Raw genomic sequence first — 21,601 nt, 5'->3', positions numbered from 1 at the left:
CATGTCTTTCGCCTTGCAGCCCGGTCGCGCCGCCGGCGCCGTGCACCCCGTCGGTCCCGCGGAAGCGCAGGTGCGCATCGACCTGGCCGCCGCGTACCGGCTGGCCGCGCGGGAACGCTGGGACGACCTGATCTACACCCATATCTCGGCCACGGTGCCCGGCGAGCCCGGCCACTTCCTGATCAATCCGTTCGGCTTTGCCTTCGACGAGATTCGCGCCTCGGACCTCGTCAAGATCAACGCGCGTGGCGAAGCAGTCGGCGCCGTGGTGCATCCGGTCAACGTCACCGGGTTTGCGCTGCATGCCGCGGTGCATGCGGCACGCCCCGATGCGCACTGTGTCATGCACCTGCACAACACGGCCGGCATCGCGGTATCGGCACAGGCCGAGGGACTGCTGCCGCTGTCGCAGCACGCCATGCGCTTCTACGGCCGGCTTGCCTATCACGACTACGAAGGCCTTGCCTTCACGCCGGAAGAGGGCGCGCGGCTGACCGCCTCGCTTGGCCAGTACCCCGCCATGCTGCTGCGCAACCACGGCACGCTGACGGTGGGCCGCACGGTGGCCGAGGCGTACGTGCTGATGGCCACGCTGATCAAGGCCTGCGAGATCCAGCTCGGCGCGCAGGCCGGCAGCGCGGTGGTGCAACCGCCGGCCGCGGTGGCCGAGCGGACTTCGCTCCAGCTCGACGACGGCGGCGCCGTCGAGGGCGTACTCGAGTGGCCATCGCTGCGGCGCAAACTCGATAGAATCGATCCTTCCTATCAAGACTGAATCCGCCAAGAGGAGATATTCCATGCCGACATACCGCGTCGAACTGTTCGAAGGCCGCAGCGTCGAGCAGAAGCGCAAGCTGGTCGAGGAGATCACGCGCGTCACCTGCGAGACGCTCGGCTGCTCGCCGGGCGCCGTCGACATCATCATCAGCGACGTCAAGCGCGAAAACTGGGCCACGGGCGGCGAGCTCTGGCTTGACAAGCCATAAGGTCGATCGCCCGGTCCACCCCGGTCCCCGGCGGTCCACGTCCCACGCTCCACCCCATTGTGTCATGCAGCAGCATTTTGCCTCCGACAACTACGCGGGCTTCTGTCCGGAATCGCTGAAGTATTTCCTGGAAGCCAACGCCAGCGGCCATGAGCTGGCCTATGGCGACGACAGCTGGACACAGCGCGTCTGCGATCGCATTCGCGACCTGTTCCAGGCCGATTGCGAGGTGTTCTTCGTCTTCAACGGCACCGCCGCCAATTCGCTTGCGCTATCCGCGCTGTGCCAGTCGTATCACTCGGTCATCTGCCACGAGATCGCGCATATCGATACCGACGAATGCGGCGGGCCCGAATTCTTCTCCAACGGCTCCAAGCTGCTGCCCGCGCCGGGCGAACTCGGCAAGCTCACGCCGGCGGCGGTCGACCGTCTGGTCACGCGCCGCACCGACGTGCACTATCCCAAGCCGCGCGTGGTATCGCTGACGCAAGCCACCGAGCTCGGCACGGTCTATACGGTCGACGAAGTGCGCGCCATCGCCGAGGTCGCGCGCCGGCACCAGTTGCGCGTGCATATGGACGGCGCGCGCTTTGCCAATGCGGTGGCCACGCTGGGTGTGCATCCATCCGAGATCACCTGGCGCGCCGGCGTCGACGTGCTGTGCCTGGGCGGCACCAAGAACGGCCTGCCGGTGGGCGAGGCCGTGGTGTTCTTCGACAAGCGCCTGGCCGAGGACTTCGCATACCGCGTCAAGCAGGCCGGCCAGCTGGCGTCGAAGATGCGCTTTATTTCCGCGCCGTGGCTCGGCATGCTCGAGAACGACGTGTGGCTGCGCAATGCGCGCCACGCCAACGCCATGGCGCAACGCCTGCACGGACAGATCGCCGATATCGAGAACGTGCGCATCATGTTTCCGGTGGAGGCGAACGCCGTCTTCGCCGAGCTGCCGCGGCACGCGATGGAGGCGCTCCATGCGCGGGGCTGGCGTTTCTATACGTTTATCGGCGAGGGCGGCTGCCGGCTGATGTGCGCCTGGGATACACGGCCCGAGACCGTGGATGCGTTTGCCGCCGATATCCGCGCGGCCTGCGCCGGCTGACGGGGGCGGTGGCCATCGAGGGCCCCCACGAGGAGATCCGATGCAACCCTACCGATTCTGTCCGCAATGCGGCGCGACGCTGGAGCAGCTGCCGCTGTCCGGACGCGAACGCCACGCATGCGTGCAGCAAGGCTGTGGCTTTGTCCACTGGAACAATCCGCTGCCGGTGCTTGCGGCCGTGGTCGAGTACGAAGGCAAACTGCTGCTGGCGCGCAACGCGGCCTGGCCGGAAAAGCGCTTTGCACTGGTGACCGGTTTCATGGAGCGCGACGAAACGCCGGAACTGGGCGTAGCGCGCGAGCTCAAGGAGGAGACCAACCTCGATACCGAGGCAGTCTCGCTGATCGGCGTCTATGAGTTCATGCGCAAGAACGAGCTGATCATCGCGTATCACGTCAAGGCGTACGGCACCATCGCCTTGTCGGAAGAGCTCGCCGAGTACAAGCTCGTGGCGCCCGAGAAAATGCGCATCTGGAGTGCCGGCACCGGCTTTGCCGTCGCCGACTGGCTGCACGCGCGCGGGTATCCGGTGCGCTTCTTCGATCGCGAGACCGGTGCCGACATCCCGGATCCGCGCACACCGCCGGACTTCAGCCGTTTGGCGGCTTCGCTACAATACCGGCTGTAGGCCGACAAACCAGGGCCAGTCACCACGGCCGGCAACTGACATGGGACGAGAGGTATGGATTTTCAGAAAGAAGTAGATGCGCGGGGACTCAATTGCCCGCTACCGATTCTGCGCACCAAGAAGGCACTGGCCGATATGGCGAGTGGCGACGTACTCAAGGTACTGGCCACCGACCCCGGCGCCACGCGCGATTTCCAGGCATTTGCCAAGCAGACCGGCAACGAGCTGCTGTCGCACCAGGAAGTGGACAAGGTTTTCGTCTTCTACATGAAGCGCCGCTGATCTGTCGGTCGCCGCCGGCCGTCTGCCTGGGGCGGCGGCGCTGGCAAAAAAAAGCCGCCCGGGGATGCTCCCCGTGGCGGCTTTTCTATCGGACCGATGTCCCCGGCCGCGCGTCAGTCGCGCTGCGCGAGGTAGGCGCTGAACTCGTCGCGGACTTCCGGATGCTTCAGCGCAAACTCGACCGTGGCCTTCAGGTAGCCGAGCTTGCTGCCGCAGTCGTAGCGGACGCCGTCATAGCGGTAGGCGAGCACCTGCTCCTGGTCCAGCATCGACTGAATCGCATCGGTCAGCTGGAATTCGCCGCCGGCACCCGGCTTGAGGTCGCGGATATGGTCGAAGATGCGCGGCGTCAGGATGTAGCGTCCCACCACGCCGAGGTTCGACGGTGCGTCTTCCGGTGCCGGCTTTTCCACGATGCCGGACATCTTGATCACGCGTTCGTCCCACTCGCGGCCTTCCACCACGCCATACGAACGGCTCTGTTCCGGCGCGATCTCCTCCACGCCGAGCACCGAGCAGTTGTAGTGGTTATAGACGTCGACCATCTGCTTCATGATCGGCGTATCGCCATCGAGCAGATCGTCGGCGAGCATCACCGCAAAGGGCTCGTCGCCGACGAGGCGGGCCGCGCATAGCACGGCATGGCCCAGGCCCAGGGCCTCGGGCTGGCGCACGTAGAAGCATTCCACGTGCGACGGCTTGATCGAACGCACCACATCGAGCAATGCCTGCTTGTTCTTGGCCTCCAGCTCGGCCTCGAGCTCGTAGGCCTTGTCGAAGTGATCCTCGATGGCACGCTTGGAGCGGCCCGTGACGAAGATCATCTCGGTAATGCCGGCGGCCATGGCTTCCTCCACGGCGTACTGGATCAGCGGCTTGTCCACCACCGGCAGCATCTCCTTGGGGCTGGCCTTGGTCGCGGGCAGGAAGCGGGTGCCCAGTCCCGCGACCGGGAAGACGGCCTTGGTGACGCGGTTTTCCATATCAGAATTCCTTTCTATTCCGGTGCATTACCGTGCCGGATGGTCGGGTCGCCGTCTGTCGGTCGCTGTCCGACTTTCCGGTCGGGGGCTCGGGACGAGTGACGAGTCGGAGTGTCTGCCTGGCTTGCCAAGGTCACTGGCCCGACATGCCGCATCAGCATGGCGGAGCCAGATGACGGCTGGCTCGCAACTTCCATGCCGGTCATGCTGCCCCGTACGCGCCCAAGGCGCCCGCCCAGTTCGCGCGCGTACTTGGGTGCGCACTTGGGTGGGTACTCGGGATCCGCAATCAGGCCGGCAGACGCTGTAGTTGATCCTGCAGCTTGGCCAGCGTCTGTTCGAAATCCGACAAACGCTGCGTTTCCTGCGCCACCACGGCCGGCGGTGCCTTGGCCACGAAGCTCTCATTGGACAGTTTGCCGCGGCACTTGCCGATCTCCGCGCCGATCCGTTCGACTTCCTTCTTCAGGCGCGCCCGCTCGGCGGTCACATCGATCTCGATCTTCAGCAGCAGGTGATTGCCGCCGACGATCGCCACTGGCGCGCCGGCGCCTTCCTGCATCAACGCGGCTTCGTCTTCGAACACCTTCACCTCGGAAAGTTTCGCCAGCGCCTGCACTTGTGCGCTGGCGGCTTTCAGAAACGCACTGTCGCCCTGGGCATAGAGCGGAATGCGCTGCGCCGGGGAAATGTTCATCTCGCCACGCAGGTTGCGGCAGGCGTCGACCACCGCCTTGAGCTGGGCCACCCATTGCTCGGCCGCTTCGTCGATCTTGGCCATGGCCGGCAGCGGGTAGTCCTGCTGCGCGATCGATTCGCTGCCGTCGCCCTTGGCGCGGCCGGCCAGCGGCGCGACCTTCTGCCACAGTTCCTCGGTAATGAACGGGATGATCGGATGGGCGAGGCGCAGCACCGTTTCCAGCACACGCAGCAGCGTGCGGCGCGTGGCGCGCTGCTGGGCCGGCGTGCCGGTCTGGATCTGGACCTTGGCCAGTTCCAGGTACCAGTCGCAATACTCGTCCCACACGAACTTGTAGATCGCGTTGGCGATATTGTCGAAGCGATACTCGTCAAAACCCTTCTCGACCTCGGCTTCCACGCGCTGCAGCAGCGACACGATCCAGCGGTCCGCCTGCGAGAAATCGAGGTAGCCGTCGGGGCCGCAATCGTTGTTGCACGGACCCATGCCGCAGTCATGGCCCTCGGTGTTCATCAGCACGAAGCGCGTGGCGTTCCACAGCTTGTTGCAGAAGTTGCGATAACCCTCGCAGCGGCCGGTGTCGAAGTTGATATTGCGGCCGAGCGTGGCGAGCGAGGCAAAGGTGAAGCGCAGCGCGTCGGCGCCGAAGGCCGGAATGCCGTCCGGGAACTCCTTCTTCGTCTTGCTCTCGATGCGCGGCGCATCCTTGGGACGGCGCAGGCCCGTGGTCCGCTTCTTCAGCAGCGGTTCCAGCGCGATGCCGTCGATCAGGTCCACCGGGTCGAGCGTATTGCCCTCGGACTTGCTCATCTTCTTGCCTTCCGAGTCGCGCACGAGGCCATGCACGTACACGGTGTGGAAGGGCACCTGGCCGGTGAAGTGCATCGTCATCATGACCATGCGCGCCACCCAGAAGAAGATGATGTCATAGCCCGTCACAAGTACCGACGACGGCAGGAAGTGCTTCAGCTCCGGCGTCTGCTCGGGCCAGCCCAACGACGAGAACGGCACCAGCGCGGACGAGAACCACGTGTCGAGCACGTCTTCCTCGCGGCGCAGCGGACCCGTGCTGCCAGCAGCGCGTTGCCTGGCGGCGGCCTCTTCCTCGTTGCGGCCGACAAAGCAGTTGCCGGCCTCGTCGTACCACGCCGGAATCTGATGGCCCCACCACAATTGGCGCGAGATGCACCAGTCCTGGATATTGGCGAGCCACTGGTTGTACGTGCTGTTCCAGTTCTCGGGCACCAGCTTGATCTGGCCGCCCTGCACGGCGTCGAGCGCCACCTCGGCGATCGAACGGCCCGGGTAGAAGGTGCCCTCGGGCGCCGGCTTGCTCATGGCCACGAACCACTGGTCGGTCAGCATCGGTTCGATCACGCTGCCGGTGCGTTCGCTGCGCGGCACCATCAGCTTGTGCTTCTTGATCTCGCCGAGCAGGCCCTGCGCATCGAGGTCGGCGACGATCTGCTTGCGCGCGTCAAAGCGGTCCAGGCCCGCATAGGCGGCCGGCGCATCGGCGACGATCTTCGCGTCGAGCGTCAGGATCGACAACTGCGGCAGGTTGTGGCGCTGGCCCACCGCGTAGTCGTTGAAGTCGTGGCCCGGCGTGACCTTGACCACGCCCGTGCCGAATGCGCGGTCGACGTACTCGTCGGCGATCACCGGAATCTGGCGCTCGGTCAGCGGCAGCCTGACGAACTTGCCGATCAGGTGCGCATAGCGCTCGTCCTCGGGGTGGACCATCACGGCGGTATCGCCGAGCATGGTTTCCGGGCGCGTGGTCGCCACGGTCAGATGGGTCAGGCCGCGCACGGTGTCGGCTTCCACCAGCGGATAGCTGATATGCCAGAGCGAGCCGTCTTCCTCGACGCTGTCCACCTCGAGATCGGAGACCGCCGTGCCCAGCACCGGATCCCAGTTGACCAGGCGCTTGCCGCGATAGATCAGTCCTTGCTCGTACAGGCGCACGAAGACCTCGGTCACGGCCTTCGACATGTCCGGCGACATCGTGAAGTACTCGCGCGTCCAGTCGATCGACGCACCCATGCGGCGCACCTGGCGCGTGATGGTGGAACCCGACTCTTCCTTCCAGGCCCACACCTTCTCGGTGAATTTTTCGCGGCCGAGATCATGGCGCGATACGCCCTGCGCCTCGAGCTGGCGTTCCACCACGATCTGGGTGGCAATGCCCGCATGGTCGGTACCCGGCACCCACAGCGTATTGGCGCCGCGCATGCGCGCATGGCGCGTCAGGCCATCCATGATGGTCTGGTTGAACGCGTGTCCCATGTGCAGCGTGCCGGTCACATTGGGCGGCGGCAGCTGGATGGCGAAGTTCGGCCGGGCGGGATCGAACGTCGGCTGCGCGAGGCCCCGGCGCTCCCATTCGGGGCCCCACTTCGCCTCGATGGCGGCGGGTTCGAAGCTCTTGGCAAGGGACTGGTCTTCTGCGGTCATGCTGGGAGGTGTGGAAAAGGTGGGACCCGGAAAAAATCGCCGGGAAAACGTCAAATTATAGGGGAGTCGGCTCGGCAGTGCGTATTTCATGCCACCGCGTCGTGCCACCGCGTCGTGCCACCACGCGGCCGCCGGCACCGGTGCGCGCGGGCGGCTTTGGCCGGATCCCGCCCGCTCCTTGCCCGCGCTCCGGCCACCCTGCGCGCCCGACCATGCCGGGAGATGGGCCGCCGGGGCGGGCGGGGCGCCGCCGGTATAATCACCGGCATTCGCAAAGGCCGCTTCCGATGTCCAATCTCCTCGCCAATCTCAACGCCGAACAACTCGCCGCCGTCACCTTGCCCGACGAACCGGCGCTGATCCTGGCAGGGGCTGGCAGCGGCAAGACGCGCGTGCTGACCACCCGCATCGCCTGGCTGATCCAGAACGGCCACGTCTCGCCGGCGGGCGTGCTGGCCGTCACCTTTACCAACAAGGCGGCCAAGGAAATGCAGACGCGCCTGGCCGCCATGCTGCCGATCAACACGCGCGGCATGTGGATCGGCACCTTCCACGGGCTCTGCAACCGCATGCTGCGCGCGCATTTCCGCGATGCCGGGCTGCCGCAGACCTTTGCCATCCTCGACAGCCAGGACCAGCTGTCCGCGCTCAAGCGGCTGCTCAAGGCGCTCAACGTAGACGACGAGAAGTATCCGGCCAAGAACCTGCAGTACTTCATCAACAATGCCAAGGAGCAGGGGCTGCGGCCGGCCGATGTCGAAGCCAACGACGACTACAACCGCCGCTTCGTCGACCTCTACGCCGCCTACGACGAGCAATGCCAGCGCGAGGGCGTGGTCGATTTCGCCGAGCTGCTGCTGCGCTGCTACGAGCTGCTGCGCTACAACGACGCGATCCGCCAGCATTACCAGCACCGCTTCCGCCATATCCTGGTCGACGAGTTCCAGGACACCAACGTGCTCCAGTACCAGTGGCTCAAGCTGCTGGCCGGCTTTGGCACCGGCAACGCGGCGGCGGTGTTCGCGGTGGGCGACGACGACCAGAGCATCTACGCGTTCCGCGGCGCCAACGTCGGCAACATGCGCGACTTCGAGCACGAGTTTCGCGTGCGCCAGTTGATCAAGCTTGAGCAGAACTACCGCTCGCACGGCAATATCCTCGATTCGGCCAACCACCTGATCGCGCACAACGCGCGCCGCCTGGGCAAGAACCTGCGCACCGATGCGGGCCACGGCGAGCCGGTGCGCGTATTCCAGGCGGGCTCGGACGGGCAGGAGGCCTCGTGGATCGTCGAGGAGATCCGCGACCAGATCGCGCAGGGCATGATGCGCTCGGAGATCGCGATCCTCTACCGCAGCAACGCGCAGTCGCGCGTGATCGAACACGCGTTGTTCTCGTCCGGCATTCCGTATCGCGTGTACGGGGGCCTGCGCTTCTTCGAGCGGGCCGAGGTAAAGCACGCGCTTGCCTATCTGCAATTGATCGAGAATCCACGCAACGACGCCGCGTTCGGGCGCGTGGTGAATTTTCCGACGCGCGGCATCGGTGCGCGCTCGCTGGAGTTGCTGCAGGACGCGGCACGCCAGTACAACTGCTCGCTCGCCGAAGCCGTGGCCTATGTGCCGGGCAAGGCCGGCAGCTCGCTGGGCGCGTTTATCCGCCTGCTGGAGCAGATGCGCGCCGAGACGCGCCGCATGACGTTGCCCGAGATGGTCGAGTACGTGACCAATACCAGCGGCCTGATCCTCCATTACCAGGCCGAGAAGGAAGGGCAGGACCGCATCGAGAACTTGCAGGAACTCGTTACCGCCGCGCAGGCGTTCGTGATGGAGGAAGGCTACGGGCTCGATGCGCTGGCCGCCGTGCTGCCGGCCGGCCGCATCGGGGACCGGGCCGGGGAGGGCGTGCCGGCGCTGGCCGAGGGCGACCAGGTCCAGCAGGTCCTCGACCCGGAGCAACTGCCCGTGGTGATGACGCCACTGGTGGCGTTCCTCACGCATGCCTCGCTCGAGGCCGGCGACAACCAGGCGCAGGCCGGCCAGGACGCGGTGCAGATGATGACGGTGCACGCGGCCAAGGGCCTCGAGTTCAATGTGGTATTCATCACCGGCCTGGAGGAGGGGCTGTTCCCGCACGAGAACAGCGCGATGGAGCTCGATGGCCTGGAGGAAGAGCGCCGGCTCATGTACGTGGCCATCACGCGCGCGCGTGAGCGGCTCTACCTGTCATTCGCGCAGAGCCGCGTGCTGCATGGCCAGATGCGCTATTGCGTGCGTTCGCGCTTCTTCGAGGAACTGCCCGAAAGCGCGCTCAAGTGGCTCACGCCGCAGGTGCAGCAGGGCTATGGCGGTGGCTCGTACGGTGGCCGCTCCGGGCGTCAGCAGGGGGAGTCAGCGTGGGGCCGCGACTGGTTCAAGCGTCCGGAGGATGTGGCCTATACCGGCACCCGGCCGACCGGCGGCATGGACACCGGCAACGGCTATGCCGACAGCAAGCGTGCGGCCCAGACCGGCTTTCGCGTCGGCCAGGGCGTGTTCCACAACAAGTTCGGCGAGGGCGTGATCACGGCGATCGAAGGCGAGGGCACCAACGCCCACGCGCAGATCAACTTCAAGCGCCACGGCACCAAGAAGCTGGCGCTGGGCGTGGCCAAGCTCGATCCGATCGATTGAGTCTGGCAGGGGCGTTGGGCGCGCGCGGAGGTGCGCTTAGGCTTCGGCCGTGGCGCCCGGCTCGCTCGGTGCGATATTGAAGCAGCCGCGGTAGGTGGCGTAGAACGAGCAATACAGGATGGCCAGCATCAGCAGCGAGTACGGCGTCACCAGGAACGACAGTACCGCCTGCGCGCCAAACAGCGCGAACAGGGCCTCCAGGAAGAACGGAATCGCCACCATCAGCAGCGCGAACAGCACGGCGTAGGTGAAGAACGCCCCGCGGTTGCGCCAGCACGCCGTCCAGCTGAAGAACAGCGCCTTGACCGGCGGCACGCTATGCCACGCGGACAACAGCGGCGCAAACCAGAACATCATGGCAATCGGCGTGTACAGCAGCGCGCCCAGCAGCAGCGCATAGTAGACCTGCCGCACGGCTTCTGCCGACGGTTCCTCCCCTTTGAGCAGGATCGGCGCAAGCGAGCCGATATCGACCAGCGCGCCCGCGATCAGGCTCAGCGTGAACACCATCGCCGCATAGATACCGCCCAGGATCAGCAGATGCCGCGTGGCCTGCTTGCCGTTGTTGCGAAACCCGGCCAGCAGCACTGTGGGCAGCACGCGCTTGTTCTGGACCACTTCGCGGCACGCGGTCATGACGCCGACCGATAGCCCTGGCGTGACCACCAGCAGCGCCACCACGCCAAACAGCGGCACGAAGATGGCAAGCTGCGCCGCGATCAGATAGATGAACAGCAGCATCAGGAATGCGAGCGGATTCTTGCGGAACAGCCAGATGCCCTGGCGAAACCAGACGTAGCCTTCCTTGGCGGGGACTTCCAGTAGTTGCATGGGTCAGATCCAGGGGAGCGCCTTGGCGTCGATGCGCCGGCGCAGGATGCGTTCGAAGTGGGTCGGATCATGCGGCTGCAGCATGTCGGCCTCGCGCGGCAGGAAAAAGTCCCAGAGCCGCGAGACCCAGAAGCGCAGTGCGCCGGCACGAAGCATGTCCTGCCAGTGCGCGTGTTCGTTATCGGTCAGCGGCCTCACGGCATGATAAGCCCGCAGCAGCGCGCGCGCACGGTCGTCGTCGAGCGCGCCGGTCGGCAGGTCGATGCACCAGTCGTTGACCGTCACGGCCAGGTCGAACAGCCATTTGTCGTGGCCAGCAAAGTAGAAATCGAAGAAGCCGCCGAGCTTGTGTCCGCCCGCGGTGTCCTGTTCGAACAGGACATTGTCGCGGAACAGGTCGCAGTGGCACGGGCCGCCCTGCAGCGCGGCATAGTCGCGGCCGCCGAAGAACGCGCTCTGGTGCGCGATCTCGTTGCGCAGCAGCGCACGCTGGGCGCCATCGAGGAACGGCACGATCTCGGGCTCGGTCTGCTGCCACCACGCCAGGCTGCGCAGGTTGGGTTGCTGGCGTGCGTAGTCCACGCCAGCCAGGTGCATGCGGGCCAGCATGTCGCCCACCTCGGCGCAGTGGTGCGCGTCGGGCGCCAGCTGCGAGGCGCCGGGCAGGCGCGTCACGATGGTGGCCGGCTTGCCCTTGAGCGTGCGCAGGATCTCGCCATCGCGGCCCGGCACCGGCGCGGGCACGCGAATGTCATGGCGGGCCAGATGCGCCATGAGGTGCAGGTAGTACGGCAGTTGCACAAACGACAGGCGCTCGAAGATGGTCAGCACATATTCGTGCCGCTGCCCATCCTGCTCCATGGTCAGAAAGAAATTGCTGTTCTCGATACCGGAGGCGATGCCACGCAGCGCGTGCACTTCGCCAAGGTCGTATTCGAGCAGCCAGCGGGCGATCTCGTCCTGCGAGACCGTGGTAAAAACTGCCATACGTATTCGTGTGAATCGATGCGGGTCGCGTCGATGCGGGTCGCGGGTTTCGACCGGGCAAGTCGTTCCCGCCGCCGCGGCGAGACGGCTCGCCGTGGCCGACGCGGACCGGCCGGGTTGCCCCCGCCGGTTCGTGGGTGAACAGGATCAGAACTGCAGGTTGACGGAAGGCACGCGGTTCACGTCGTGATCGCGAAACTTCGGCGAGCTGTCCTCCGGCTTGCTCATCTCGTACTTGGTGCCAAAGCCCGAGCGCACCTGGATATCGGTGGCCTGGCCCTTGTTGCGGTATTCCCGCACCTGGGTGCCATCGCGCTCGTTGAGCTGGAAGCTCGGCTCGCGCGGCTGGTTGAGCTGGCTTTTGACCGCCGGCGCAATCGGCTGGTTGTTGATCTGGTTCAGCTCCTGCTGGGTCAGCGCGCTGCTCTGCTCGTTGCCCTGCTGTGCCGCGGCCATGCCGGACACCATCAGCGCGAGCGTGGCCGCGACGATGGCCAGCTTCCGGCTGGTCCTGACGGTCCGTACGGCAGGCGGAACGTCGCCATCATCGCAGATGGCGGTCCGTTGCAAAGGGGAGTTCATTCAAGGCTCCTGTGCGCGCGGCGCAATTCCCGATCGATCCCGGTCGATGCTGGTCGGCGTGGACCATGTTCAGCTTCGACCATGTCCGGCTTCAACCATGTTCAGCTTCAACCATGTCCGGCTTCGCTCGGGGTTCGCCGCGGCGCGGGGGGTTCTGCGATCCGGCGACGCCGGACCCTGGCAGACAAACAGGATTCCATTCTAGCAATTCCTGCCGTCCGCGGGCCGTTGCCGTGGCGCGCGGGCCACCCAGCCAATGCCTTAGAGATAGAACATTTCCTCTTTGGGCGGGATCGGATGGTCGCCGCCGCGCTTCTCGTAGTATTCGTAGACCGCCTCGAGTACCTCGTGCGGCTCGTCCACGATCTTCATCAGGTCCAGGTCGTGTTCGGCAATCAGCCCCATGGGCAGCAGGGTAAAGCGGAACCAGTCGAGCAGGCCCTTCCAGAAGCGGCTGCCATACATCACCACCGGTACCGAACGGGACTTGCCCGTTTGCACGAGCGTGAGCACCTCGGCCAGTTCGTCGAGCGTGCCGAAACCGCCCGGCATCACGATGAACGCGTCCGAATTCTTGACGAACGTCACCTTGCGCGTGAAGAAATGGCGGAAGCGCATGGCAATGTCCTGGTACGGATTGCCCTGCTGCTCGTGCGGCAGCTCGATATTGAGGCCGACGCTGGCGGACTTGCCCGCGTGTGCGCCCTTGTTGGCGGCTTCCATGATGCCGGGGCCGCCGCCCGAGATCACGGCAAAGCCCGCATCGGAGAACAGCCGCGCGATCTCGATGGTGCGCTGGTAGTAGGGCGAGTCCTCGCGCAGGCGCGCGCTGCCGTAGATGGAAACGGCCGGGCGGATCTCCGAGAGGTACTCGGTCGCCTCGATGAACTCTGCCATAATCGTGAACATTTGCCACGAGGCGCGCGCTTTCTTCGCAGTGGCGCGGTCCTCGTCGGCGAGCGCACGCAGGCTCGGAATCATCTTGCGCGGATTGGCGCGCGCGGCGGCAGCGGCCGCGGCGGCGGCGGCCGCCGCCTCCTGTGCCTCGGGGCTCTTGCCCGCGGCGGCGGCATCGGCCTTGGCGGCGATCGCGGCCGCATGCGCCGAGGCTTTTTCGGGTGGGGGATTTACGGTATCGCCCGAGATGTCGGACACGTCCGTGTCAGCGGGAATGCCGGCGGCGCCGCCGTTCGGTGCACCAGTCAATTTTGAGTCCATGGGAATGTCGGATAGTCCAAAAACACTCTTGCTCGTCGATGGATCGAGCTATCTGTATCGCGCGTATCACGCGCTGCCGGATCTGAGGAATGGCGAGGGGCTGCCCACAGGGGCAATCTACGGCATGATCAACATGCTGCGCAAGCTGCGTAACGATTACCCGGCAGAGTATAGCGCCTGCGTGTTCGACGCGAAGGGCAAGACCTTCCGCGACGAGCTCTATCCCGCGTACAAGGAGCACCGTCCGTCGATGCCCGAGGACCTGGCCCGGCAGATCGAGCCGATCCACGAAGCCGTGCGCGCACTGGGCTGGCCCATCGTGGTGGTGGAGGGCGTGGAGGCCGACGACGTGATCGGCACGCTCGCGCGCCAGGCCACCGAGCAGGGTGTGCGCACGGTGGTGTCCACCGGCGACAAGGACCTCGCGCAACTGGTCGACGACCACGTCACGCTGGTCAACACGATGAGCGGCGAAGTGCTCGACCCGCCCGGCGTCGTCGCCAAGTTCGGCGTGCCGCCCACGCGCATCGTCGACTATCTTTCGCTGATCGGTGATGCCGTCGACAACGTGCCCGGCGTGCCGAAGGTGGGCCCCAAGACCGCCGTCAAATGGCTGACCGAATACGGCACGCTCGACGACATCATGGCCGGCGCCGCGGGTATCAAGGGCGTGGTCGGCGAGAACCTGCGCAATACGCTCGACTGGTTGCCGCGCGCGCGCGAACTGGTCACGGTCAAGACCGATTGCGACCTGCGCGACGCGGTGGCCGACTTCCACGCGCTGCGCGAGCTTGGCGAGGACAAGGACAAGCTGATCGCGTTCTTCTCGCGCTACGGCTTCAAGTCCTGGCTGCGCGAACTGACCGGCGAAAGCCTGCCCAACGCGCGTGCCGTCGGCCGCGGCCGCTCGGGCCTGCCGCTGCCGGCGGGCGCGTCCGACACGCCCGCGCAGGGCGGTCTGTTCGACGGCGCGCCGACCGGTGCCGCGCAAGGCGTCTCGCACGACAGCGCGCCGGCCGAGATCCGCTATGAAACCGTGACCACCGTGGAGGCCCTCGACGCGTGGCTCGCGCGCATCGTCGATGCGCCGCTGGTCGCCATCGATACCGAAACCACCTCGCTCGACCCGATGGTCGCGGAGCTGGTCGGCATTTCGCTATCGGCCGAACCGGGCCTGGCCTGCTATATCCCGGTCGCCCACCGCGGCCCCGACGTCGCCGGCCTTGAACATCATGGCCAGCTTGCGCGCGAGTACGTGCTCGAGCGCCTGCGCGCGTGGCTGGAGGACCCGTCGCGTCCGAAGCTGGGCCAGCATCTGAAGTACGACGCGCACGTGTTTGCCAACCACGGCATTGCGCTGCGCGGCATCGAGCACGACACCATGCTCGAAAGCTACGTGCTGGCGTCCCATCGCAATCACGGCATGGACAGCCTGGCGGAGAAGCTGCTCGGCGTGAAAACCATCACGTACGAGGAAGTGTGCGGCAAGGGCGCGAGCCAGATCGGCTTCGACCAGATCGACCTGCAGCGCGCCACCGACTATGCGGCCGAGGACGCCGACGTGACGCTGCGCCTGCACCGGAACATGCACCCGCAGATCGAGGCGGTGCCGGGCCTGCGCTACGTCTACGAAAAGATCGAGATGCCGGTGTCGGTGGTGCTGCAAAAGATCGAGCGCAACGGCGTGCTGATCGATGCCGCCCGGCTGGGCGCGCAGAGCGCCGAACTCGGCCAGCGCATGCTGGAGATCGAGCAGGCCGCGTACGCCACCGCGGGGCAGCCGTTCAACCTGGGTTCGCCCAAGCAGATCGGCGAGATCCTGTTCAACCAGATGAAGCTGCCGGTGGTCAAGAAGACCGCCAGCGGTGCGCCGTCGACCGACGAAGAAGTGTTGCAGAAGCTGGCCGAGGACTATCCGCTGCCGAAGATCCTGCTCGACTATCGCGGGCTGTCCAAGCTCAAGTCGACGTACACCGACAAGCTGCCGAAGATGGTCAATGCGCGCACGGGGCGCGTGCATACGAGCTACGGCCAGGCCACCGCGGTGACCGGACGCCTGGCTTCGACCGAGCCCAACCTGCAGAACATTCCGGTGCGCACCGAGGAAGGCCGGCGCATCCGCGAGGCGTTCGTGGCGCCGCCGGGCAGCGTGATCGTGTCCGCCGATTACTCGCAGATCGAGCTGCGCATCATGGCCCATATCTCGGGCGACGAGAACCTGCTGCGCGCCTTTGCCCAGGGCGAGGACATCCACCGTGCCACCGCCGGCGAGATCTTCGGCGTGGAGCGCGACGCGGTCTCCAGCGAGCAGCGCCGCTATGCCAAGGTGATCAACTTCGGCCTGATCTACGGCATGAGCGCGTTCGGCCTGGCCAGCAACCTCGGTATCGAGCGCGAGGCGGCCAAGCACTATATCGACCGCTATTTCATGCGCTACCCGGGCGTGGCCCGCTACATGGAGGAAACGCGCCAGACGGCGCGCGAGCAGGGCTATGTGGAAACCGTGTTCGGCCGCCGCCTGTGGCTGCCCGATATCAACGGGGGCAATGGTCCACGCCGCCAGGCGGCCGAGCGGGCGGCGATCAACGCGCCGATGCAGGGCACCGCGGCCGACCTGATCAAGCTGTCGATGATCGCGGTGCAGGACTGGATCGAGGCCGGCAATCTCGGCACTCGGCAGATCATGCAGGTGCACGACGAACTCGTGCTGGAGGTTCCCGAGGCCGAGCTCGCGCTGGTCAAGACGCGCCTGCCGGAACTGATGTGCACGGTGGCCACGCTGCGCGTGCCGCTGGTGGCGGAGGTCGGGAGCGGGGCCAACTGGGAAGAAGCGCACTAGCGGCACATCGACGACACGCGACGACACGCGAGGACACGCGAGGGCGCGTTGAGGTTGCGGCCCGGTTGCCGCGCGCGCCCGCAACCGTGCCTCGCTGTACCGGTCCGCCTGCCCGGTGCACTGTGCACCGCCCGCGCCGCGCGGGCGGTCTAGTATGGAACGAACTGACGATGGCGCCGGCGCGCCCGTCACGGCGGCTTGCCATCGATGCTGCGATGCAGCAAACTGAAGGCAATGTACCTGCGGTACCAGGGTACCGGCGAGCCAGCCGCGCGCATTTCCATACAAGCACCGGGTAGACCATGACCAATCAGAGAGAGGGCGCAGCACATCGGATCGTCGTAGTGGGAGGTGGCGCGGGCGGGCTGGAACTCGTGACGCGCCTCGGCGACAAGCTTGGCAAGTCCGGCGCGGCCCAGGTCGTGCTGGTCGACCGCTCGCCCACCCATATCTGGAAGCCACTGCTGCATGAAGTCGCCGCCGGCAGCATGGATCCCAACACCCATCAGCTCGAATACGTGGCGCAGGCGCGCTGGCATCATTTCGAGTTCCAGCAGGGCGAACTGACCGGCCTCGACCGCACGCGCAAGACCATCGCGGTGGCGGCCTGCCTCGACCAGGACGGCGCCGAGCTGCTGCCGGCCCGCGAACTGCCTTACGACACGCTGGTCCTGGCGATCGGCTGTGTCACGCATTTCTTCAATGTGCCGGGCGCCGCGGATCATGCCATCGCGCTCGATACGGTGTCCCAGGCCGAGCGCTTCCGCCGCCGGCTGATCGCCGCGTGCGTGCGCGCCCAGAACGGGCGCGGGCGCGTGGGTGCCGATGGCCGGCCGCGCGTGGACATCGCCATCATCGGTGCCGGCGCCACCGGCGTGGAACTCTCGGCCGAGCTGCGCAACACCGCGCACGTGCTCAACGCCTATGGCCTGCACCAGCTCGATCCGCGCCGCGATATCCATATCAACGTGATCGAGGCCGGCCCGCGCATCCTGCCGGCGCTGTCCGAGCGCGTTTCCGCCGAGACCACCAAGCTGCTGCATAAGCTCGAGGTCGGCGTGCTTACCGGCGAACGCGTGACCGAGGTGACCGCCGACGCCGTGCTGACGGCCAGCGGCCGGCGCATCGATGCCGACCTCACGGTCTGGGCCGCGGGCATTACCGCGCCCGCGGTGCTGCGCGAGCTCGACCTGCCCGTCAACCGCATGGGACAGATCGTGGTCAGGCCCACGCTGCAGAGCGAGGCCGATGCCGATATCTTCGCCTTCGGCGACTGCGCCAGCTGCTCCTGGCCCGCGCAGCAGACCACCGTGCCGCCGCGCGCGCAGGCCGCGCACCAGCAGGCCACCTTCCTGTACGACGCGATCCGCGCCCGCCTTGCCGGCAAGCCATTGCGCAACTTCGAGTTCAAGGATTTCGGTTCGCTGGTATCGCTCGGCCATTTCAGCGCGGTCGGCAGCCTGATGGGCGGCCTGATCGGCGGCTCGATGTTTATCGAGGGGCTGATGGCACGCGTCATGTACACGTCGCTCTATCGCATGCACGTGCTCGCGCTGCATGGCGCGGTGGGCATGGCGCTCGATACCGTGACGCACTGGCTGCGCAGCAAGACCAGTCCGCGCGTCAAATTGCACTGAGCCTGCAGCGCGCGCCATGTTTGCTTAGAATCCCTGTCGCTTCATACGTCACCCATACACGTAGCGAATCGACAGGAGATGCGCATGCTCAAACCCGAAGTGGAAAGTCTCGTCCCCGGCCAGACGTTCGATCGCCGTGGCTTCGTCAAGACCGCGCTGGGGTCGGCGTTTGCCGCGGCCGTGCTGCCGGTGGCCGCGCAGACCATCAAGACCGACTTCCAGGGTCTGACCGCGGGCGAGGTCACGGTGCCCTCGGCGGGGTTCGGCATGCCGGTCTACCGTGCGCAGCCGGAGGGCAAGCAGAAGCTGCCCGTGATTCTCGTCATCAGCGAGATCTTCGGTGTGCACGAGCATATCGCCGATGTGTGCCGTCGCTTCGCCAAGGCCGGCTATCTCGCCATCGCGCCCGAGCTGTTTGCGCGCCAGGGCGATCCCAGCAGCTTTGGCACCATCCAGGAGCTGCAGACCAACATCATCCAGAAGGTGCCGGACGCGCAGGTGATGGGCGATCTCGACGCCGCCCTCGCGTGGGCGGGCCAGAACGGCGGCGATCTCGATCGCGTCGGCATCACCGGCTTCTGCTGGGGTGGCCGCATCGTCTGGCTTTACACCGCGCACAGCAAGCGCATCAAGGCCGGTGTGGCATGGTACGGCCAGCTGGTGGGCGAGCCCAATCCGCTCAAGCCGCGCAATCCGATCGATATCGTCAACGATCTCCATGCGCCGGTGCTCGGCCTCTACGGCGGCAAGGACACGGGCATTACGCAGGACGGTCTTTGTGATTTTTGCAACCGTGTTGCGTTAATTGGTTGCGGCCGGATTCCGGGAGCCCATCATCCATTCCACGCTTTTGTACATCCTGCTCGCGGCGCTGATTTCCGGCGTGGGGAGCATCCTTGGCGCGGCGCTGCTATCGCTGACGGTGGCGTCGCGCGTGGTCGAGCGCATGGTGAGTTTCTCGGTCGGTGTGCTGCTGGCCACCGCGCTGCTGCATTCGCTCCCGGAAGCGTTCGACTCGGGCGCCAGCTCGCGCGCGCTGTTCGGCACGCTGCTGGCCGGCCTGCTGGGCTTCTTCCTGCTCGAAAAGTTTTCACTGCTGCGCCATTCGCACCATCACGAAGGCGACGGGCATCACCACCATCATGGGCACGATCGCGAGGAAGCCGGCCGCAGCGGCCTGACCATCCTGGTGGGCGACACGTTCCACAACTTTGCCGATGGCATCGTGATCGCCGCGGCCTTCCTGGCCGATCCGCATATCGGCATCGTCACCGCGCTGGCCATTGCCGCGCACGAGATCCCGCAGGAAGTCGGCGACTTTATCGTGCTGCTGAATGCGGGGTTCTCGAAGGGGCGGGCGTTTGCCTTCAACCTGCTGTCGAGCCTGGCCGCCGTGATCGGCGGCGTGGTCGGTTACTTCCTGCTCGACCAGCTCCAGGGCTGGATTCCGTATGTACTGGTGATCGCGTCGAGCAGCTTCATCTATATCGCGGTAAGCGACCTGATGCCGCAGATGCAGCGGCGGCCGCGCTGGCGCGAGTCGGTTATCCAGGTGATGCTCGTGGCTGCCGGCATTGCCGCCATCGTCTACATCACCAATGGCGTGCACGAGGGCCACGATCATCAGCGCCGTGGCCCGGGCGCGCAGGCATCGGCACCGTCAGCCGCGCACTGAACGGCAAATCAGGCCGCTCCGGTGGCGACCGGCCGCTGCGGGTCGGCACACCATTCGCTCCACGATCCCGCATACAGCGCCGCGCCTGCCAGGCCGGCCACTTCGAGCGCCAGCAGGTTGTGGCACGCGGTTACGCCCGAGCCGCATTGCATGACGGCGTCGGCCGGCGGCGTGCCGGCCAGGATCTGGCCGAATTCCTGCCGCAGCGTATCGGCGGACTTGAAGTGTCCGTCGGGCTTGAGGTTGTCCTTGAAGAAACGATTGACCGCGCCGGGGATATGGCCGCCGACGGGATCGATGGTCTCGTTCTCGCCGCGGAAGCGGTCCGGCGCGCGCGCGTCGACCACCAGCCGCTGGCGCGTATCGAGGTTGTCGACCAGGGTCCGGGCATCGACGGTGGGCACCATGGTCGAGCGCCGCGTGAGATTGCCGGCGGTCTCGGGATCGGGCGTGCTGCCGGCTTCGAGCGGCAAGCCCGCCGCCACCCACGCGGCCTTGCCGCCATCGAGCACGGCGCTGGCTTCATGGCCCAGCCAGCGCAGCAGCCACCACAGGCGCGCCGCGTACATGGCGCCTTGCGCATCGTAGGCGACGACCAGCGTGCCGTCGTTGATGCCGAGGGCACGCAGGCGCGCGGTCAGCACGTCGGCATCGGGCAGCGGATGGCGGCCATTGAAGCCGGTCTTCGGCCCCGAGAGTTCGTTGTCCAGGTGCAGGTAGAACGCGCCGGGCAGATGGCCCTGGTGATACGATTCGCGGCCCGCGGCGGGGTCGGCAAGGTCGAACGAGCAGTCGACGATTACGATGTCCTGGTTGCCGCGGGTGCGCAGCGCTTCGAGTTCGATCGCGGAAATCAGCGGTGTCGGCATGAATGAACCTGTCGGGGAAGTATCCCGAAATGCTACACCTCGGGATGGACTTCCGCTTCTGGGGATTTGACCGGAGTGGCGGCGGTGGGCTGCGCGTCGGTGCTCTGGCGCGCGCGCATCAGCGTGGTGGCGATGCCGCTGGCAATGATCAGCGCCATGCCGAGCCAGGAGACCCAGTTCAGTTGGTCGGACCAGATCATCATGCCCCACAGGCTGGAGAACACGATGCCGGCGTATTGCAGGTTTGCCGTCAGCAGCGTGTTGCCGCGCTTGTACGCGCGCGTCATCGAGGTCTGGCCGAGCGTGGCGAGAATGCCGATTGCAAGCAGCAGGCCGGCGCCATGCCAGGTATGGTGGCTCGGACCCGCATAGAGCATCCAGACCAGGCCCACCACCATGCCGACCAGCGAGAAATAGAACACGATGCGCCCTTCGGGCTCGCCCAGCTGGCCCAGCTGTCGTACCTCGACGTAAGCGAGGGCGGTGAACATGCCCGAGATCAGTCCGATCAGGCCACCCGTGAGCTGATCCTTGCCGACCGACGGCTGCAGCAGGCACAGCACGCCCGCAAACGACAGCAGGATGGCCCCAATCAGCTTGCGGTCCGCGCCGCCGCCCGTGCCGGCCATGGCCGCGCCGGCACCCAGGATCAGCGCGATCCACACCGGCGACATGTAGTTGAGCGTCATCGCCGTGGCCAGCGGCAGATAGGTGATCGAGGTGAACCACAGCAGCAGCGCGGTCACGCCAAACACGCTGCGCTTGATATGCACCGCCATCTGCGGCGTGCGGACAGGCGTGCCTTGCGTGGCGAGCAGCGCCCACATGATCAGCACCCCGATCAGGCTGCGGTAGAAGACGATTTCGCCTGTGTTGTAGAACTCGGATGCCAGCTTGACGCCCACCCCCATCAACGAAAACGAGAAGGCGGCGAACAGCATCCAGAGCGATTGCATGGCGAGTCAGGGGGAAACGGGTAGGGGCGCGGGTCGGGGCGGCTTGGGGCGGCTTGGGGCGGCTACGGCGTGCGGTGGCTACGACGTGTGGCGGGTGCGGCGCAGCAATTGTAACAGCGCAGGCCCCACTAGGGGGGGCGCCTCTCCCCGCGCGCGAGGCGCGCGGTGGAAGAGGGCAGGGGATCACGCGGAAGGCGGAG

At 66.2% G+C, this 21,601-nt stretch carries 17 protein-coding genes and 1 pseudogene; 10 read left to right on the top strand and 8 right to left on the bottom strand.

Translation table 11 applies throughout. From position 1 onward, the window contains the following. Window position 1: 1 nt before the first annotated feature. The 5 genes from DFLDMN_RS08745 (at window position 2) to DFLDMN_RS08725 (ending at window position 2,995) form a co-directional block, all read left to right on the top strand. The gene (locus DFLDMN_RS08745) at window positions 2-775 is read left to right on the top strand and encodes a class II aldolase/adducin family protein (RefSeq protein ID WP_423198073.1); all 774 of its coding nucleotides are present in this window, start codon (window positions 2-4) and stop codon (window positions 773-775) included. A 22-nt stretch (window positions 776-797) separates the two neighbouring features. Next, window positions 798-986 carry a 4-oxalocrotonate tautomerase gene (locus tag DFLDMN_RS08740; RefSeq protein ID WP_423198072.1) on the top strand — a complete coding sequence of 63 codons (189 nt, stop codon included), beginning with the start codon at window positions 798-800 and terminating at the stop codon, window positions 984-986. Between the two features lie 64 nt (window positions 987-1,050). Beyond that, a complete protein-coding gene (locus DFLDMN_RS08735) occupies window positions 1,051-2,085 on the top strand; it encodes a threonine aldolase family protein (RefSeq protein WP_423198071.1) in 1,035 nt (344 codons plus the stop codon). Between the two features lie 40 nt (window positions 2,086-2,125). Continuing rightward, entirely contained in the window at window positions 2,126-2,713 is a 588-nt protein-coding gene (locus DFLDMN_RS08730; RefSeq protein WP_423198070.1) for an NUDIX domain-containing protein, read from the top strand. 54 nt (window positions 2,714-2,767) lie between these two features. After that, the gene (locus tag DFLDMN_RS08725; protein WP_423198069.1) at window positions 2,768-2,995 is read left to right on the top strand and encodes a sulfurtransferase TusA family protein; all 228 of its coding nucleotides are present in this window, start codon (window positions 2,768-2,770) and stop codon (window positions 2,993-2,995) included. A 113-nt stretch (window positions 2,996-3,108) separates the two neighbouring features. Here the strand turns inward: DFLDMN_RS08725 and galU are convergent, their stop codons facing one another. Both galU and DFLDMN_RS08715 read right to left on the bottom strand, forming a co-directional pair. Beyond that, entirely contained in the window at window positions 3,109-3,978 is an 870-nt protein-coding gene (gene galU, locus DFLDMN_RS08720; protein ID WP_423198068.1) for a UTP--glucose-1-phosphate uridylyltransferase GalU, read from the bottom strand. Window positions 3,979-4,267: 289 nt separating this feature from the next. After that, the gene (locus DFLDMN_RS08715) at window positions 4,268-7,135 is read right to left on the bottom strand and encodes a valine--tRNA ligase (protein ID WP_423198067.1); all 2,868 of its coding nucleotides are present in this window, start codon (window positions 7,133-7,135) and stop codon (window positions 4,268-4,270) included. A 287-nt stretch (window positions 7,136-7,422) separates the two neighbouring features. On the opposite strand from DFLDMN_RS08715, the gene DFLDMN_RS08710 reads away from it, so the two are divergent. Next, a complete protein-coding gene (locus DFLDMN_RS08710; RefSeq protein ID WP_423198066.1) occupies window positions 7,423-9,807 on the top strand; it encodes a UvrD-helicase domain-containing protein in 2,385 nt (794 codons plus the stop codon). Between the two features lie 36 nt (window positions 9,808-9,843). On the opposite strand, the gene DFLDMN_RS08705 is transcribed toward DFLDMN_RS08710, so the two are convergent. The 4 genes from DFLDMN_RS08705 to DFLDMN_RS08690 all read right to left on the bottom strand — a co-directional run bounded on the left by DFLDMN_RS08705 (window position 9,844) and on the right by DFLDMN_RS08690 (window position 13,425). Next, window positions 9,844-10,638, bottom strand: a complete 795-nt coding sequence (locus tag DFLDMN_RS08705; RefSeq protein WP_423198065.1) for a BPSS1780 family membrane protein — start codon at window positions 10,636-10,638, stop codon at window positions 9,844-9,846. Between the two features lie 3 nt (window positions 10,639-10,641). Then, on the bottom strand, window positions 10,642-11,625 hold the full coding sequence (locus tag DFLDMN_RS08700) for a homoserine kinase (RefSeq protein ID WP_423198064.1): 984 nt from the start codon (window positions 11,623-11,625) through the stop codon (window positions 10,642-10,644). A gap of 147 nt (window positions 11,626-11,772) precedes the next feature. After that, window positions 11,773-12,207 (bottom strand): hypothetical protein, encoded by a 435-nt coding sequence (locus tag DFLDMN_RS08695; RefSeq protein ID WP_423198063.1) that lies wholly within the window; start codon window positions 12,205-12,207, stop codon window positions 11,773-11,775. A 261-nt stretch (window positions 12,208-12,468) separates the two neighbouring features. Then, window positions 12,469-13,425 carry a TIGR00730 family Rossman fold protein gene (locus DFLDMN_RS08690; RefSeq protein WP_423198062.1) on the bottom strand — a complete coding sequence of 319 codons (957 nt, stop codon included), beginning with the start codon at window positions 13,423-13,425 and terminating at the stop codon, window positions 12,469-12,471. A gap of 4 nt (window positions 13,426-13,429) precedes the next feature. On the opposite strand from DFLDMN_RS08690, the gene polA reads away from it, so the two are divergent. From polA to DFLDMN_RS08670, 4 genes and pseudogenes are all read left to right on the top strand, one after another. Continuing rightward, window positions 13,430-16,264 carry a DNA polymerase I gene (gene polA, locus DFLDMN_RS08685; protein WP_423198061.1) on the top strand — a complete coding sequence of 945 codons (2,835 nt, stop codon included), beginning with the start codon at window positions 13,430-13,432 and terminating at the stop codon, window positions 16,262-16,264. A 302-nt stretch (window positions 16,265-16,566) separates the two neighbouring features. After that, complete coding sequence (locus tag DFLDMN_RS08680) at window positions 16,567-17,901, top strand: NAD(P)/FAD-dependent oxidoreductase (protein WP_423198060.1); 1,335 nt, start codon at window positions 16,567-16,569, stop codon at window positions 17,899-17,901. Window positions 17,902-17,985: 84 nt separating this feature from the next. Continuing rightward, window positions 17,986-18,672, top strand: a pseudogene (locus DFLDMN_RS08675) (dienelactone hydrolase family protein); the annotation flags it as partial. A gap of 79 nt (window positions 18,673-18,751) precedes the next feature. Beyond that, entirely contained in the window at window positions 18,752-19,576 is an 825-nt protein-coding gene (locus DFLDMN_RS08670; RefSeq protein ID WP_423198059.1) for a ZIP family metal transporter, read from the top strand. Window positions 19,577-19,584: 8 nt separating this feature from the next. Here DFLDMN_RS08670 and DFLDMN_RS08665 read toward each other — a convergent pair whose 3' ends face one another. Together DFLDMN_RS08665 and DFLDMN_RS08660 are read right to left on the bottom strand one after the other, a co-directional pair. Then, the gene (locus tag DFLDMN_RS08665) at window positions 19,585-20,445 is read right to left on the bottom strand and encodes a sulfurtransferase (RefSeq protein WP_423198058.1); all 861 of its coding nucleotides are present in this window, start codon (window positions 20,443-20,445) and stop codon (window positions 19,585-19,587) included. A gap of 32 nt (window positions 20,446-20,477) precedes the next feature. Continuing rightward, entirely contained in the window at window positions 20,478-21,401 is a 924-nt protein-coding gene (locus tag DFLDMN_RS08660) for a DMT family transporter (RefSeq protein WP_423198057.1), read from the bottom strand. Window positions 21,402-21,601: the final 200 nt, after the last annotated feature.

The organism is Cupriavidus sp. H19C3, assembly GCF_049393815.1.
In the GTDB taxonomy this organism is placed as follows: Bacteria; Pseudomonadota; Gammaproteobacteria; order Burkholderiales; family Burkholderiaceae; genus Cupriavidus.
The sequence above is the reverse complement of the archived record's forward strand: the minus strand, read 5'-3'. Positions and strand labels throughout refer to the sequence as shown.

What these genes read in the sequence shown, in the direction of transcription:
- DFLDMN_RS08730 (WP_423198070.1), top strand. Translation starts at nt 2,126, where the DNA reads ATGCAACCCTACCGATTCTGTCCGCAATGCGGCGCGACGCTGGAGCAG.
- DFLDMN_RS08660 (WP_423198057.1), bottom strand. Translation starts at nt 21,401, where the DNA reads ATGCAATCGCTCTGGATGCTGTTCGCCGCCTTCTCGTTTTCGTTGATG.
- galU (WP_423198068.1), bottom strand. Translation starts at nt 3,978, where the DNA reads ATGGAAAACCGCGTCACCAAGGCCGTCTTCCCGGTCGCGGGACTGGGC.
- DFLDMN_RS08700 (WP_423198064.1), bottom strand. Translation starts at nt 11,625, where the DNA reads ATGGCAGTTTTTACCACGGTCTCGCAGGACGAGATCGCCCGCTGGCTG.
- DFLDMN_RS08745 (WP_423198073.1), top strand. Translation starts at nt 2, where the DNA reads ATGTCTTTCGCCTTGCAGCCCGGTCGCGCCGCCGGCGCCGTGCACCCC.
- DFLDMN_RS08710 (WP_423198066.1), top strand. Translation starts at nt 7,423, where the DNA reads ATGTCCAATCTCCTCGCCAATCTCAACGCCGAACAACTCGCCGCCGTC.
- DFLDMN_RS08725 (WP_423198069.1), top strand. Translation starts at nt 2,768, where the DNA reads ATGGATTTTCAGAAAGAAGTAGATGCGCGGGGACTCAATTGCCCGCTA.
- DFLDMN_RS08690 (WP_423198062.1), bottom strand. Translation starts at nt 13,425, where the DNA reads ATGGACTCAAAATTGACTGGTGCACCGAACGGCGGCGCCGCCGGCATT.
- polA (WP_423198061.1), top strand. Translation starts at nt 13,430, where the DNA reads ATGTCGGATAGTCCAAAAACACTCTTGCTCGTCGATGGATCGAGCTAT.
- DFLDMN_RS08735 (WP_423198071.1), top strand. Translation starts at nt 1,051, where the DNA reads ATGCAGCAGCATTTTGCCTCCGACAACTACGCGGGCTTCTGTCCGGAA.
- DFLDMN_RS08740 (WP_423198072.1), top strand. Translation starts at nt 798, where the DNA reads ATGCCGACATACCGCGTCGAACTGTTCGAAGGCCGCAGCGTCGAGCAG.
- DFLDMN_RS08680 (WP_423198060.1), top strand. Translation starts at nt 16,567, where the DNA reads ATGACCAATCAGAGAGAGGGCGCAGCACATCGGATCGTCGTAGTGGGA.
- DFLDMN_RS08665 (WP_423198058.1), bottom strand. Translation starts at nt 20,445, where the DNA reads ATGCCGACACCGCTGATTTCCGCGATCGAACTCGAAGCGCTGCGCACC.
- DFLDMN_RS08695 (WP_423198063.1), bottom strand. Translation starts at nt 12,207, where the DNA reads ATGAACTCCCCTTTGCAACGGACCGCCATCTGCGATGATGGCGACGTT.
- DFLDMN_RS08715 (WP_423198067.1), bottom strand. Translation starts at nt 7,135, where the DNA reads ATGACCGCAGAAGACCAGTCCCTTGCCAAGAGCTTCGAACCCGCCGCC.
- DFLDMN_RS08705 (WP_423198065.1), bottom strand. Translation starts at nt 10,638, where the DNA reads ATGCAACTACTGGAAGTCCCCGCCAAGGAAGGCTACGTCTGGTTTCGC.